14 protein-coding genes are annotated in these 13,996 nt (G+C 60.9%); 10 read left to right on the forward strand and 4 right to left on the reverse strand.

Going from position 1 to position 13,996, the window contains the following annotated elements; all coding sequences use genetic code 11:
* Nucleotides 1–5 precede the first annotated feature (5 nt).
* Nucleotides 6–197, reverse strand: coding sequence for a hypothetical protein (locus EA797_RS13895; RefSeq protein WP_122166098.1), 192 nt, complete (start codon nucleotides 195–197; stop codon nucleotides 6–8).
* Here EA797_RS13895 and EA797_RS13900 point away from each other — a divergent pair.
* The 5 genes from EA797_RS13900 to betA all read left to right on the forward strand — a co-directional run bounded on the left by EA797_RS13900 (nucleotide 196) and on the right by betA (nucleotide 5,551).
* Complete coding sequence (locus EA797_RS13900; protein ID WP_122166100.1) at nucleotides 196–1,050, forward strand: glycine betaine ABC transporter substrate-binding protein; 855 nt, start codon at nucleotides 196–198, stop codon at nucleotides 1,048–1,050. The genes EA797_RS13895 and EA797_RS13900 overlap by 2 nt on opposite strands.
* 177 nt (nucleotides 1,051–1,227) lie before the next feature.
* Nucleotides 1,228–1,449, forward strand: coding sequence for an OprD family outer membrane porin (locus EA797_RS13905; protein ID WP_255831366.1), 222 nt, complete (start codon nucleotides 1,228–1,230; stop codon nucleotides 1,447–1,449).
* Nucleotides 1,450–1,648: 199 nt separating this feature from the next.
* On the forward strand, nucleotides 1,649–2,242 hold the full coding sequence (gene betI, locus EA797_RS13910) for a transcriptional regulator BetI (protein WP_122166102.1): 594 nt from the start codon (nucleotides 1,649–1,651) through the stop codon (nucleotides 2,240–2,242).
* 40 nt (nucleotides 2,243–2,282) lie between these two features.
* Nucleotides 2,283–3,755, forward strand: coding sequence for a betaine-aldehyde dehydrogenase (gene betB / locus EA797_RS13915; protein ID WP_122166104.1), 1,473 nt, complete (start codon nucleotides 2,283–2,285; stop codon nucleotides 3,753–3,755).
* An 80-nt stretch (nucleotides 3,756–3,835) separates the two neighbouring features.
* Entirely contained in the window at nucleotides 3,836–5,551 is a 1,716-nt protein-coding gene (betA, locus tag EA797_RS13920; RefSeq protein WP_122166341.1) for a choline dehydrogenase, read from the forward strand.
* 420 nt (nucleotides 5,552–5,971) lie between these two features.
* Here the strand turns inward: betA and choX are convergent, their stop codons facing one another.
* Nucleotides 5,972–6,871, reverse strand: a complete 900-nt coding sequence (gene choX / locus EA797_RS13925) for a choline ABC transporter substrate-binding protein (RefSeq protein WP_425275577.1) — start codon at nucleotides 6,869–6,871, stop codon at nucleotides 5,972–5,974.
* 106 nt (nucleotides 6,872–6,977) lie between these two features.
* A complete protein-coding gene (gene betC, locus EA797_RS13930; protein WP_122166106.1) occupies nucleotides 6,978–8,483 on the reverse strand; it encodes a choline-sulfatase in 1,506 nt (501 codons plus the stop codon).
* A 111-nt stretch (nucleotides 8,484–8,594) separates the two neighbouring features.
* Here betC and EA797_RS13935 point away from each other — a divergent pair, with 111 nt between their 5' ends.
* Together EA797_RS13935 and gdhA are read left to right on the forward strand one after the other, a co-directional pair.
* A complete protein-coding gene (locus EA797_RS13935; RefSeq protein ID WP_122166108.1) occupies nucleotides 8,595–9,512 on the forward strand; it encodes a choline sulfate utilization transcriptional regulator in 918 nt (305 codons plus the stop codon).
* Nucleotides 9,513–9,693: 181 nt separating this feature from the next.
* Nucleotides 9,694–11,031, forward strand: coding sequence for an NADP-specific glutamate dehydrogenase (gene gdhA, locus EA797_RS13940; RefSeq protein WP_122166345.1), 1,338 nt, complete (start codon nucleotides 9,694–9,696; stop codon nucleotides 11,029–11,031).
* A gap of 107 nt (nucleotides 11,032–11,138) precedes the next feature.
* Here the strand turns inward: gdhA and EA797_RS13945 are convergent, their stop codons facing one another.
* Nucleotides 11,139–11,915: a ferredoxin--NADP reductase gene (locus EA797_RS13945; protein WP_122166110.1), complete on the reverse strand. Its 777-nt coding sequence runs from the start codon at nucleotides 11,913–11,915 to the stop codon at nucleotides 11,139–11,141.
* A 101-nt stretch (nucleotides 11,916–12,016) separates the two neighbouring features.
* On the opposite strand from EA797_RS13945, the gene EA797_RS13950 reads away from it, so the two are divergent.
* From EA797_RS13950 to EA797_RS13960, 3 genes are read left to right on the forward strand one after another with little or no spacing between them, the layout of a single operon-like run.
* A complete protein-coding gene (locus tag EA797_RS13950) occupies nucleotides 12,017–13,144 on the forward strand; it encodes a methyltransferase (RefSeq protein WP_122166112.1) in 1,128 nt (375 codons plus the stop codon).
* The gene (locus tag EA797_RS13955; RefSeq protein WP_122166114.1) at nucleotides 13,141–13,518 is read left to right on the forward strand and encodes a MerR family transcriptional regulator; all 378 of its coding nucleotides are present in this window, start codon (nucleotides 13,141–13,143) and stop codon (nucleotides 13,516–13,518) included. The genes EA797_RS13950 and EA797_RS13955 overlap by 4 nt, the downstream gene beginning before the upstream one ends.
* 56 nt (nucleotides 13,519–13,574) lie before the next feature.
* Nucleotides 13,575–13,979 (forward strand): carboxymuconolactone decarboxylase family protein, encoded by a 405-nt coding sequence (locus EA797_RS13960; protein WP_122166116.1) that lies wholly within the window; start codon nucleotides 13,575–13,577, stop codon nucleotides 13,977–13,979.
* The last annotated feature ends 17 nt before the right edge of the window (nucleotides 13,980–13,996 follow it).

Here is a 13,996-nt window from a genome sequence, read left to right on the forward strand (position 1 = left end):
ACAAGTCACTTGGACGATGCCTCGCTTGATCGCCACAGCACCAGCAACCCCATCCATTTCACCGGCGCGAGCACCAGCCCGCGCGACCGCGCGCGGGCCTTCGCCTGACCGGCGAGGCCCTGCAGTAAACCGCGAGCCCGACTGACGGGTTCACGGTCGGCATCAATGCCACCCACCGACATGGAGCTAAAACGCATGCGTCTACTCAAGCACCTTCTTTGTGGCCTCGGCGCCGCCAGCATGGCGCTCGGCATGGCTGCCAGCATGGCGGCTGATAAACCCGAGCTGAAGATCGGCTACGTCAACGGCTGGGACGATAGCGTCGCTGCGACTCACGTCGCGGGGGAAATTCTCAAGAGCAACCTGGGCTACCCGATCAAGCTGCAACCGGTCGAGCCGGCCATCATGTGGCAAGGCGTTGCCCGGGGCGATCTGGATGCCACACTCTCCGCCTGGCTTCCGGCAACCCATGGTGAGTATTTCGAAAAGCTGAAGGACAAGGTCGTGGTGCTGGGCACTAACTATGAGGGCGCGAAGATCGGTCTGATCGTGCCTGATTACGTCGAGGCCAAAAGCATCGCCGATCTCAAGCAGCACAGCAAAACCTTCGACAGCAAGATCACCGGCATCGATGCAGGGGCCGGCGTGATGCGCCGCACCGAGGAGGCCATCAAGCAATACGACCTCGATATTCGTCTGATGGCCAGTTCCGGTCCAGCCATGGCCACGGCCCTGACACGCGCTGAAAAAGCCAAGGAACCCATTGTGGTCACTGGCTGGATTCCGCATTGGATGTTCGCCAAATGGAAGCTGCGCTTTCTGGAAGACCCGAAAAAGGTCTTCGGAGACGATGAGCACGTCGACACCGTCGCCAATCCGGCCCTGGCCAGCAAAGCCCCCGAAGCCGAGGCCTTCCTGAAGAAGTTCAGCTGGAGCGCAGAAGAGGTAGGTGAAGTGATGCTGGCCATTCGCGATGGTGCCAAGCCGGATGCAGCGGCTCGCGACTGGGTGAAGAAAAACCCGGAACGCGTCGCCGGCTGGCTCGAGTAAGTACCCCTTTCCCTGCGACCCCCCTCATCCAAACGGCGCCCCAGCGGGCGCCGTTCCTAACAATCGAACACTACGCCCCCGGCGAGAAGTCCGTTCAAGCCCCCTACGACCTCAACATGGCGGCTTATGGTGTTCCGGGCCTGACGCTCATGGCCAGGTACATCAAGGGAGACATCGATGGCGCGAGCGCCGGTCCAGATGGCGCCTATTGCCTACTACACGGGCAGCTCCGGCAAGCGAGGAAAGGAGTGGGAAGGCGACCTGGAAGCCAGATACGTACTGCAGCAAGGCAATCTCCAGCACCTGTCCTTTCGCGCGCGCTATGCCACAGCTCGCAGGTTCGCGTGCGACATCGACGAACTCCGGGTGATCACCGGGTACCCGCTGGACATCTTGTAATCATCTTAACGAGCGATTACCGACCCATGCCGTAACCGCGCCATGGGTAAGCCGCCCTGTGCGACATCGCGTAGGACGGCCCTAGAAACCTACCCGCGACGCAGACTTGCCCATTCTCGACAGCCCGCCTTTTATTGATTGATCGTTCAATTAAACGAATCTAGGCTGCGCCCTATCCATCACTCACCCGGACCCTCTCATGCCTAAGGTTGGGATGCAGCCGATTCGGCGCAAGCAGTTGATCCATGCCACTCTCGAAGCGGTGGATCAGGTCGGCATGAGCGACGCCAGCATTGCCATGATTGCGCGCCTTGCGGGCGTCTCGAACGGCATCATTGCTCACTACTTTCAGGACAAGAACGGCCTGCTCGAAGCCACGATGCGGCACCTGATGAAAGCACTCAATCAGGCCGTTCGCGAGCGTCGCGAGCTGCTTGCCGACGACAGCCCCCGCGCCCATTTGAAGGCGATCATCGACGGCAACTTCGACGACAGCCAGGTAAACGGTCCGGCGATGAAAACCTGGTTGGCGTTCTGGGCATTCAGCATGCACCAGCCTTCGCTGCATCGCTTGCAGCGTGTCAACGACCACCGTCTGTACTCGAGCCTTTGTTGTGAATTTCGCCGGGTGCTCCCGAAAGAACAAGCACGGTCGGCCGCGCGAGGTATGGCGGCATTGATCGACGGCTTGTGGCTACGCGGGGCCTTGGCCGGCGACGATTTCGATATCGACCAGGCCCTGCAGCTGGCCTACGAGTACCTGGATCAGTTGCTGGCCAAACAGGTGCACTGACCCTCCCTTCCTCCACCACGCCTCCGCACGAGAAATGACCATGCCCCGTTTCGAGCAGCAGAAACTCTACATCGATGGCCGTTATGTCGAAGCGACCAGCGGAGCGACGTTCGAAACGGTGAACCCCGCGACGGGTGAAGTCCTTGCCGAGCTTCAGCGTGCATCCCAGGCCGATGTCGACAGGGCTGTAGCCAGCGCGACCGCAGGGCAGAAGGTCTGGATGGCGCTGACGGCCATGCAGCGCTCGCGGATCCTGCGCCGAGCGGTGGACATCTTGCGCGAGCGCAACGATGAACTGGCCGAACTGGAGACTCTCGAGACCGGTAAGCCTCTGGCCGAAACCCGCACCGTGGACATCGTCACCGGCGCCGACGTACTCGAGTACTACGCCGGGCTTATTCCCGCCATCGAGGGCGAGCAGATCCCGCTGCGCGAAAGCAGCTTCGTTTACACCCGCCGCGAGCCGCTCGGAGTTGTGGCAGGCATTGGCGCGTGGAACTACCCCATTCAGATCGCCCTGTGGAAGTCCGCACCCGCATTGGCCGCCGGTAACGCGATGATCTTCAAGCCCAGCGAAATGACTTCGCTGACCACGCTGAAGCTGGCCGAAATCTATACAGAGGCAGGCGTACCCGATGGCGTGTTCAACGTGCTCACCGGCAGTGGCCGGGACGTGGGCACCTGGCTCACCGAACATCCGGGCATCGCGAAGATTTCGTTCACAGGGGGCACCAGCACCGGCAAAAAGGTCATGGCCAGCGCCTCGAGCTCATCGCTCAAGGATGTGACCATGGAGCTTGGCGGCAAATCGCCGCTGATCATCTTTGAGGACGCCAATCTCAACCGCGCCGCCGACATCGCGGTCATGGCCAATTTCTTCAGCGCGGGTCAGGTGTGCACCAACGGCACTCGCGTGTTCATCCCTCGCTCGTTGCAGTCGCGGTTCGAATCCAAGGTGCTCGATCGAGTGAAACGCATTCGCCTGGGCGATCCCCTGGACGAGCAGACCAACTTCGGGCCGCAGGTTGGCTACGCCCACATGGACAGCGTGCTGGGTTACATCGAATCAGCCCGGGCCGAAGGCGCACGTCTGCTCTGCGGCGGAACACGGATAACTGACGGCGAGTACGCAAAGGGTGCCTATGTAGCACCGACCGTCTTTACCGATTGCCGCGATGACATGCGCATCGTGCGCGAGGAAATCTTCGGGCCGGTCATGAGCATTCTGGTTTTCGATGACGAAGCAGAAGTCATACGTCGCGCCAACGATACCGATTACGGCCTGGCTGCCGGCGTGGTCACCACCGATCTGGCCCGCGCCCATCGCGTGATCCATCAGTTGGAAGCGGGCATCTGCTGGATCAATACCTGGGGTGAGTCGCCTGCTGAAATGCCGGTCGGGGGCTACAAGCAATCCGGTATAGGCCGAGAAAACGGTCTGGCCACCCTGACGCATTACACCCGGACCAAATCGGTTCAGGTTGAACTGGGCGATTTCGCCTCGGTGTTCTGAAACGCCGTAAAACCATTGGCTTCAAGGGCAGCGCTCGCTGTCGCACGCAATTGTCGACTTGAAGCGTCCATCGAAGGGTGCTGCTCATGGAATTCGACTTCATCATCATCGGCGCCGGTTCGGCTGGTAACGTTCTGGCCACCCGGCTGACCGAAGACGCCGAGGTCAGCGTGCTTCTGCTCGAAGCAGGCGGCCCTGATTACCGTATGGATTTCCGCACCCAGATGCCGGCCGCCCTCGCCTTTCCGCTGCAGGGGCGGCGCTACAACTGGGCTTACGAAACCGATCCCGAACCACACATGAACAACCGCCGCATGGAGTGCGGCCGAGGTAAAGGGCTCGGCGGCTCCTCGCTGATCAACGGTATGTGCTACATCCGTGGAAACGCCCTGGACTATGACGGCTGGGCAAAGGCGCCCGGCCTGGAACACTGGACCTATCTCGATTGCCTGCCCTACTTCCGCAAGGCCGAGACCCGTGACATCGGCCCCAACGATTACCACGGCGGCGACGGCCCGGTGAGCGTGAGCACACCCAAACCCGGGAATAACCCGCTGTTCCGCGCCATGATCGAGGCCGGCGTGCAAACCGGTTATCCGGAGACCGACGACCTCAACGGCTATCGGCAGGAAGGCTTCGGCCCGATGGATCGCACGGTTACACCAAAAGGCCGTCGCGCCAGTACCGCACGCGGTTATCTGGATATGGCGCGCGGGCGACCGAACCTGACCATAGTCACTCACGCACTCACCGACCGTATCCTGTTCAGCGGCAAGCGTGCCATCGGCGCGGCGTACCTACAGGGCAATAGCGACGCACCGGTGATTGCCCATGCCCGGCGTGAAGTGCTGCTGTGCAGCGGCGCCATCGCCTCGCCGCAGATCCTGCAACGCTCCGGCGTCGGCCCCGGCACGCTGCTGCGCGAGCTGGACATTCCCATCGTGCAAGAACTGCCGGGCGTCGGTGCCAATCTTCAGGACCATCTGGAGATGTACCTGCAGTACGCCTGCAAGCAACCCGTCTCGCTCTACCCCGCCCTGCAAATGCACAACCAGCCGATGATCGGCGCCGAGTGGCTGTTTCTCGGGTCGGGCGTCGGCGCCAGCAACCAGTTCGAGGCAGGTGGCTTCATCCGTTCCCGGGCCGAGTTCGAATGGCCAAACATCCAGTACCACTTCCTACCGGTAGCGATTAACTACAACGGCAGCAATGCAGTGAAGGAGCATGGCTTCCAAGCCCACGTCGGCTCGATGCGCTCACCCAGTCGCGGGCGTGTGCATGCACGGTCGAGGGACCCGCGCCAGCATCCGAGCATCCTGTTCAACTACATGTCCTGCGAGCAGGATTGGCAGGAGTTTCGCGATGGAATCAGGATCACCCGGGAAATCATGGCGCAGCCCGCCCTGGACGCCTACCGCGGCCGCGAATTGAGCCCTGGTATCAGCGTTGAGAGCGATGCAGAGCTGGACGCCTTCGTTCGTCAGCACGCCGAAACGGCCTTCCATCCGTCCTGCTCCTGCAAGATGGGCGAAGACGAGATGGCAGTGGTCGACGGCGAGGGCCGCGTTCACGGGCTGGATGGGCTGCGCGTGATAGATGCCTCGATCATGCCCTTGATCACCACCGGCAATCTCAATGCGCCAACCATCATGATCGCCGAGAAGCTTGCAGACCGGATTCGCGGCCGCGCTCCATTGCCGCGCAGCACCGCGCCTTACTACGTCGCGGGGGCCGATCCGGTGCGAGGCGCAACGCAAGCCCAGCCGATCGATGTGGCTCTGACCAGTCGCCGCTAGGTTCGATCGTTCCATGAACGGTGGATGCAGGGTTCAATATCACCCTTCCTAGAGCCCATGGTCTAAGGGAATGATCTGGGTGTCCCGGAGCGGAACAGCTACGGCTTGAGCATGGCCGCTCCGACGGATCGCCAGCAAGCTGGCTCCTACATAGCAGCTAAGCGGAGACGGCTTAGGGCGGATATGCGTTTTCCATCACCCTTGCAGAGCTATGGTGTTGGAAAAAGAATTTGAGTGCTCCACAGGTGGACACCTGTGGATTGGCGCGTAATCCGTCGGCCGAATCGCCAGCAAGCTGGCTCTGCATAAATGGAGACCGGCCTAGGGTTCGCCTGTCGTAACGTCCAACAGTTGCAGATGGCGATCAGCACCCTTCCTCGATGCTGATCGCCCGCTTGCCGACTCCGACTAAAAGCGCGATCAGAGCGAGGCTTTCACCGCAGCCAAACCCTCTTTGCCGTCGAGCGTCGTGACACCCTCGAGCCAGCCTTCAAGCACTTCGGGATGGGCCTTGACCCATGCTTTGACCGCCGCGTCGTTGCTGGCTTTCTTGTCCAGCACCTCGTTCATGATGGCGTTCTCCATTTCCTGCGTGAACGACAGGTTGGTGAGCAGCTTGCCTACATTGGGGCACTGCGCCGCGTAGCCCTTGCGCACCAGCGTGTTGACGGTGCCGCTTTCGCCAAAATAGGCCTCGCCACCTTTGAGGTATTTGATGTCGAACTGCACGTTCATCGGGTGCGGAGTCCAGCCAAGGAAGACAACGCCCTTGTCGCGTTTCACCGCGCGCCCTACCTGCACCAGCATGGCCTGTTCGCTGGATTCCACCAGTTTCCAATCACCGAGGCCGAACTCGTCCTGATCAATCATCTTCTGGATCGACAGATTCGCGGGTGCGCCTGCGGCGATGCCATAGATCGTCTTGTCGAACATCTCCCCATTGGCATCGAGATCCTCGAACCGCTTCACGCCGGCATTCCAGGCCGAGGTCGGGACCGCGAGGGTGTATTCGGTGCCGGTCAGATTCACGCTGTGCTCGTCGATTTCTCCGCTGGCGACGAACTTGTCATAGTTGTCCTGCTGCGCCGGCATCCAGTTGCCAAGGAATACATCGACTTGATTCTTGGTCAGCCCGGCGAAAATGATCGGCACACCCAGCGTCATGACCTGCGGCTTGTAACCAAGCCCTTCGAGCAGCAGGCTGGTGATGCCGTTGGTGACGGCGATATCGCTCCAGCCAGGGTCACCGAGGCGTACGGTGGCGCATTGTTTGTCTTCGACCGGTCCCTGGGCGTGAGCGCCCGCGACAGCCAGCAGCATGCTTCCGGCTACAACTGCACTTATCGTTTTCTTCATATCCATCTGCCTTCTCTCTTTTCGAAAGGATCCTGTGCACGGCCGAACTGCCGCCGTGTCGCCTCGGCGTTCACGGCCTGGGGTATCGAGCCTTGCGCTCGAGATCGTCCAGGTCGATATGGTTGCGCATGTATTGCTGGCTGGCGTCGACCCAGGGCTGGTGATCCCAGCTGGTCAGCTTGCCCAGGCTTAAGGCCTCCCTTACAAGCCGCCGACGACGCTGGCTGGCAAGCACCTGCTGGTGAATGGTGGGCATGTCCCATCGCTGCCGAGCCTCAGCGAGAAAGGCTTCGGCCAGCATCTGGTGATCGGGCGAGCCGATGAGGTTCTCCCGTTCCAGCGGATCATTGACCAGGTCGAACAGCATGCAGGGGTCCTGCTCGGAATAGATGTACTTATAGGCACCACGGCGGATCATCATCACCGGGCTGGTGGTGCCCTCGGCCATATATTCACCAATCACTTCATCGTGCCCCTCATGGCCGGTCAGATGAGGCATCAGCGAGCGGCCATCGAGTGGCAGGCTTGCCTCCACTGCGCCACCTGCCAACTCGACGAGGGTAGGCAGCAGGTCGGCTGTGGAAACCGAAGCACCGATGCGCGATGACTCCATGCCCGGCACGCGGATGATCAGCGGTACGCGAGCAGCCATTTCGAACCAGTGCATCTTGTACCAGAGGCCCCGCTCGCCCAGCTGGTCGCCGTGGTCCCCGGAGAACACCACGATGGTGTCCTCGGCAAGGCCGCAGGCTTCCAGCGTTTTCAGCAGCTTGCCGACGTTGTCGTCGATGTAGCTACAAGCACCGAAGTAGGCGCGCCTGGCGTCCTTGATTTTCTGTTCGGGCAGTGTCTTGCCCCATAGATCGATGACCTTGAGCAGACGCTGCGAATGCGGGTCCTGCTCATCCTGGGCGATGTCCTGCCGCGGCAGCGGGATATCCTCGTCTGCGTAGCGGTTCCAGTACTCCTCAGGAATGGTGTACGGGTCGTGAGGGTGGGTCATCGATACCGTGAGACAGAACGGCTGGCCCTCCTCGGCACGGACGAAGTCGAAAAGATACTGCTGCGCCTTGAAGACGACCTCTTCATCGAAATCCATCTGATTAGTGCGCACGCTGGGCCCAGCCTGCAGCACCGAAGACATGTTGTGATACCAGCTCAGCCTGGTTTCCGACTCGTCCCAGTTCACCGCCCAGCCGTAATCGGCCGGATAGATGTCGCTGGTGAGCCGTTCCTCATAGCCGTGCAACTGATCGGGGCCACAGAAGTGCATCTTCCCTGACAGCGCGGTTTTGTAGCCCAACCGCCGCAGGTAATGAGCATAGGTCGGCACGTCAGCCGGGAAATCGGCGGCGTTGTCGTAGGCGCCTATCTTGCTGGGGAGCTGGCCACTGACCAGGGTGAAGCGCGACGGTGCGCATAACGGACTATTGCAATAGGCTGACTCGAACACGGCGCCTTCGGCTGCCAGACGCGAGAGATGGGGCAGCTTGATCGGTGAGGCTGGGTCATACATCGGCAGGATAGGCGCGGCCATCTGGTCGGCCATGATGAACAGTATGTTGGGGCGCTTCATATGCGATTGGTCCATTCCTGTTTTTTATGCGAGATTCTTTAGCACACAGTCTGGACTCTGCATGGCTGCAGTAAACCCGGCTACGCCCAATGCCTAGGATAAGCACAGCTAATGGGAAACAGGCTCGATCAAATTCCGTTGGATACGTTGCGGGTGTTCGAATCCGCGGCGCGGCTGCAGAGCTTCACCGGAGCGGCAGTAGAGCTGGGGAGCACGCAACCGGCGATCAGCCAGCAGATTAAGCGTCTGGAACGACAGCTGGCGTGCCGCCTGTTCGATCGCATCTATCGCGGTATCGTCCTCACTGAAGCCGGGGAACTGCTGCTGGGTTACGTGCAGCAAGGGCTGGCAATGCTGGACAGCGGTGTCGCGGCCGTCACCATGCAACAGCAACATGAGGTCCTTCAGGTAGCGACGGACTTTGCCTTCGCCGCGTATTGGCTGATGCCACGCCTTGAGCGCTTTCATCAGCTTCATCCTGAAGTGGACGTAAGCCTGGTGACCAGCGAGCGGGGCCTGGGCGTACTGCCGCCGGAAACCGATGTAGCGATCATCTTTGGCGATGGCCGCTTCAAGAATGGCCAGGTACATCCCCTTTTCCATGAAGAGGTCTACCCCGTATGCAGTCCACGGTTGCTGGAGGGACGGCCTGCACCCTTGCCGCCGGTAGCACTGGCGGGCTTGCCGTTGCTTCATCTGCGCCCGGAAAGCCGCTCGCGCTGGCTCGACTGGAGCGGGGTATTTCGCGCACTCGATATCAGCGAGCAGCCCAGTTCGGGCATGCTGCGATTCGACAACTACACCCTGCTGATCCAGGCCGCCATTGCCGGTCAGGGCGTCGCCATCGGTTGGCGCCATCTGGTGGACGACCTACTGGCACAGGGTCTGCTATGCCGTGTCTGCGCTGAAAGCGTACGAACCGAATACGGCTACTACGTGCTACTGCCGGAACGCAAACGCCGCCAGCGCCTCGTCGAGAGCTTCGTGATCTGGTTGCAGAGCGAACTGACTGACCGCCCGCAAGACTGACCACGCACCTACGCGCCTGCCAGATCCAGCTGGCCAGACTGCACCCCATTAAACGAAGCAAGCCGCACCATTGATGTGCATCTCGCCCTGGCACGCACTATCGCGGGGCAAGGCCACTTGCTAGAGTCGAAGGCCTATCATTTTTTCATGACCGCTAATGGCGGTCATCGAGGCCTTCTGCATGACTGAAACCGTTGATGCTTTTCTTCTTCGACTGAAACAGCGCGATCCGCACCAGCCGGAATTCCATCAGGCCGTCGAAGAAGTGCTCGGCAGCCTCTGGCCTTTTCTCGAGGCGAACCCAAAGTACCAGCAGGCCGGCATACTGGAGCGCATGGTGGAGCCTGAGCGAGCCATCCTTTTTCGTGTCCCGTGGGTCGATGACCAAGGCCAGGTTCAGGTCAATCGCGGCTTCCGAATTCAAATGAACAGCGCCATCGGCCCCTACAAGGGCGGCCTGCGCTTCCACCCTTCGGTCAACATCGGCGTATTGAAGTTTCTGGCCTTCGAACAGGTCTTCAAGAATTCCCTCACCTCCCTGCCCATGGGCGGTGGCAAAGGCGGCTCGGATTTCAACCCCAAGGGTAAGAGCGACAGCGAAGTAATGCGCTTCTGCCAGTCGTTCATGAGCGAGATGTTCCGCCACATCGGCGCTGACGTGGATGTACCGGCCGGCGACATCGGGGTTGGCGCACGTGAGATTGGCTACCTGTTCGGGCAGTACAAGCGCCTGACCAACCAGTTCACCTCCGTCCTGACCGGCAAGAGCCTGTCCTATGGCGGCAGCCTGATCCGCCCGGAAGCCACCGGGTACGGCTGCGTGTACTTTGCCGAGGAGATGCTCAAGAGCACCCACAGCAGTTTCGACGGTAAGCGGGTGGCCATTTCCGGGTCGGGTAACGTCGCCCAGTACGCGGCGCAGAAGGTCATGGAGCTGGGTGGCAAGGTGGTTTCGATGTCCGACTCGGGCGGCACGCTGCACTTCCCCGAAGGGTTGAGCGAGGAACAGTGGGCTTATCTGATGGACCTTAAGAACGTGCGGCGCGGTCGGCTGTTGGAGATGGGCGACCACTTCGGTCTGACTCATCTTAAAGATCAGCGCCCGTGGGGCCTGCCCTGCGAGATTGCCCTGCCTTGTGCAACGCAAAACGAACTCGATGGCGATGACGCGCGCCGGTTGCTGAACAACGGCTGCGTTTGCGTAGCCGAAGGGGCAAACATGCCCTCGACGCTGGAAGCGGTGGACCTGTTTCTCGAGGCCGGCATTCTTTTCGCACCGGGCAAGGCATCCAATGCCGGCGGTGTCGCCTGTAGCGGTCTGGAAATGAGCCAGAACGCCATGCGCATGCACTGGACAGCCGGCGAAGTGGACACCAAATTGCACGGCATCATGCAATCGATCCACCACGCCTGCGTCGCTCACGGCGAAGAAAATGGCCGCACCAACTATGTCAAAGGCGCCAACATTGCCGGCTTCGTCAAAATCGCCGACGCGATGCTGGCCCAAGGCGTGGTTTAACGCAGGGGCATTTGCGCACTAACGAGAAAAGCCCCCGCATGGGTTAACCGGCGGGGGCTTTTTCATGTCTGGACAGGTGTCGTCACATTGCGGGTGCAGCTCATGAGCTACCAATAATTCTCCACCGCGACCTGCCCAGGTCGCCGGGTCAGGGCCAGGTTCATGTCCCGTGTCTTGAGCATCGCCCGGGTGTCTTCGATCATCTGCGGATTGCCACAAAGCATGATCCGCGAATGTTCGGGCTCAAGTTGCAGATCCGCCGCTCGCTCCAGCTCTCCGTTTTCGATCAGCGTGGTGACACGACCGTGCAGCGCGCCGGGCATTTGCTCGCGGGTCACTACCGGCAGGTAGGTCAGCTTCGAACCAAGTCCTTCCAGATAGTCGCGCTTCGGCAGCTCGCGAATCAGGTCCTGATACGCCAGTTCCGATGCGGTGCGTGCGCTGTAGACAAGGATTATCCGCTCGAAGCGCTGCCAGACATCGAAGTCCTGCAGGATGGAGAGAAACGGCGCAATACCGGTACCGGTCCCCAGAAACCAGAGATCGCGGCCATCGTTGAAGCGATCGAGCGTAAGGAAGCCGAATGCCTGCTTGTCCACCAGTAGCTCGTCGCCGGGCTTGAGGCGACTCAGCTCGCTGGTGAATTCACCGTCCGGCACTACGATGGAAAAGAAATCGAGAAACTCATCATGGGGTGCCGATACCATTGAATATGCACGCCACACGATGCTGCCGCTGGGTTTACGGACGCCGAGGCGGGCGAACTGGCCAGCGGTGAACCGAAAACCGGGATCGCGGGTGGTGCGCAGGGTGAACAGACTGGGCGTCAGCGTCTGCACCTCGAGCAGACGCTGGCGGGTGAACTTCTCTTCGCTGACGGTCATACTTCGCTCCCTTCGCTGAAAACTGCGGATTCGAGGTAGTTATGCCCCTGACTGCTTCCCTAGATACTCCTTTCCGACGCTCATAAACACCGCCAGTTCTTATGCCTATTCTCGAAACCCCGTACGCCCGTCTCGATCTGATCCGCCAGCCGGAGCAGCCCAACGAACCCTTGCAGGCTTTCGATGCGGCGGACGAGTACCTGTTGGCGCAGCTCCATGAACAGACCCTGGATGCTTCATCGCGGGTACTGGTCCTCAACGACAGCTTTGGCGCCCTCGCCTGTTCGCTGGCGAATCAGGCGCAGGTGATCAGCAGTGGTGACTCTCACCTGGCACTAGTGGCGCTGGGAAAGAACCTGCAACGCAACGCTCTGCAGGCTGGCGCCGTGACTTTCGTGCCCGCCAGCGAGGTGCCTCAAGGCCCATTCGACCGCGTACTGATTCGCGTACCAAAAACCCTCGCCCTACTGGAAGAACAGCTGATTCGCTTGCATGGCCAACTGGCGCCTGGTGCCCAGGTGATCGCTGCCGCGATGATCAAGCACTTGCCGCGTGCCGCCGGCGATCTGCTGGAGAAGTACATCGGCCCGGTGCAAGCCTCGCTGGCGGTGAAGAAAGCGCGTCTGCTGACCGCGACACCGAGCGACAAGCCGGCACCCCGCTCGCCATACCCGACCCGCTACCGCCTCGATCAGCCAGGCATCGAACTGATCAACCACGCCAACCTGTTCTGCCGGGAAGACCTCGACATCGGTACCCGCGCCTTCCTGCCGCATCTGCCCAAGGCGCTCGGCAACCTGCGCGTCGCGGACCTGGGTTGCGGCAACGGAGTGCTGGGTATCGTCTATGCGCTGAGCAACCCACAAGCGCAGATGACGCTTGTGGACGAGAGCTACATGGCAGTGCAGTCGGCACAAGAGAACTGGCAGGCGATCCTCGGCGAGCGCCCTGCGGATATACGGGCCGGCGACGGGCTTGCCGAACAGCCGATGGACTCGCTGGACCTGGTGCTATGCAATCCGCCCTTCCATCAGCAGCAGGTGGTGGGTGATTTTCTCGCCTGGCGAATGTTCACCCAGGCCAAGACAGCGCTCACCAAGGGCGGCGAGCTGTGGATCGTCGGCAACCGCCACCTTGGCTATCACCTCAAGCTCAAGCGCCTGTTCGGCAAGGTCGAGCAGGTCGCCGCGACGCCCAAGTTCGTCATCCTCAGGGCCATCAAGCCATGAGCGACGCGCCGGTTCGACTGAGCATCCAGCAGTTCGCCACACGAACCGGCCTCTCGGCCGACACCCTGCGCTATTACGAAAAGATCGGCCTGCTGCGCCATGTCGCCCGGGACGCCAGCGGCTTTCGCGTATATGGCCCGCGCGATCTGGAATGGGTCGGCTTCATCCTGCGCCTCAAAGACACCGGCATGGCGCTGGACGACATCATTCGCTACGCCGAATTGCGTGAACGCGGCGATTCGACCCTTGCGGCGCGGCAGGCACTGCTCGAAGACCACGCAGCCAGACTGCAGGACCGTCTAGAGCGCGACCGCGAGCATCTGACCGCACTGCAGGCAAAGATCGAGCTGTACCGCCAACAAACAACCGCTTGACCTGGAGTCCACTCCAACCCTCAGGCTTTCCTCTTACTAATCAAGAGGAACATTCCATGTCCGCATACACCCGCTACACCGAAGGCTTGGCCAAACTCGAAGAGATCGACGGTGAAGCCGGCCGCAAGGTCATCGACAGCCTGCAGGCCATCGCGCCGGATCTGGCTCGTTACGTCATCGAGTTTCCCTTTGGCGATATCTACCAGCGTCCGGGCCTGGATTTACCCCAACGTGAGCTTGCGACCGTCGCGGCGCTGACGGCGCTCGGCCATTGCCAACCGCAGCTGGCGGTGCATATCCATGGCGCGTTGAACGTCGGCTGCACACCCGAGCAGATTGTCGAGGTGATCATCCAGATGTCGGTGTATGCCGGCTTTCCGGCGGCATTGAACGGCATGGCGACCGCCAAGGCGGTGTTTGCCGAGCGAGGGCTGTTGCCTGACCTGAAATCCGACGCCTGATTGCATACGCACGGCGA

Source organism: Stutzerimonas zhaodongensis (genome assembly GCF_003696365.1).
GTDB classification, from domain to species: domain Bacteria; phylum Pseudomonadota; class Gammaproteobacteria; order Pseudomonadales; family Pseudomonadaceae; genus Stutzerimonas; species Stutzerimonas zhaodongensis.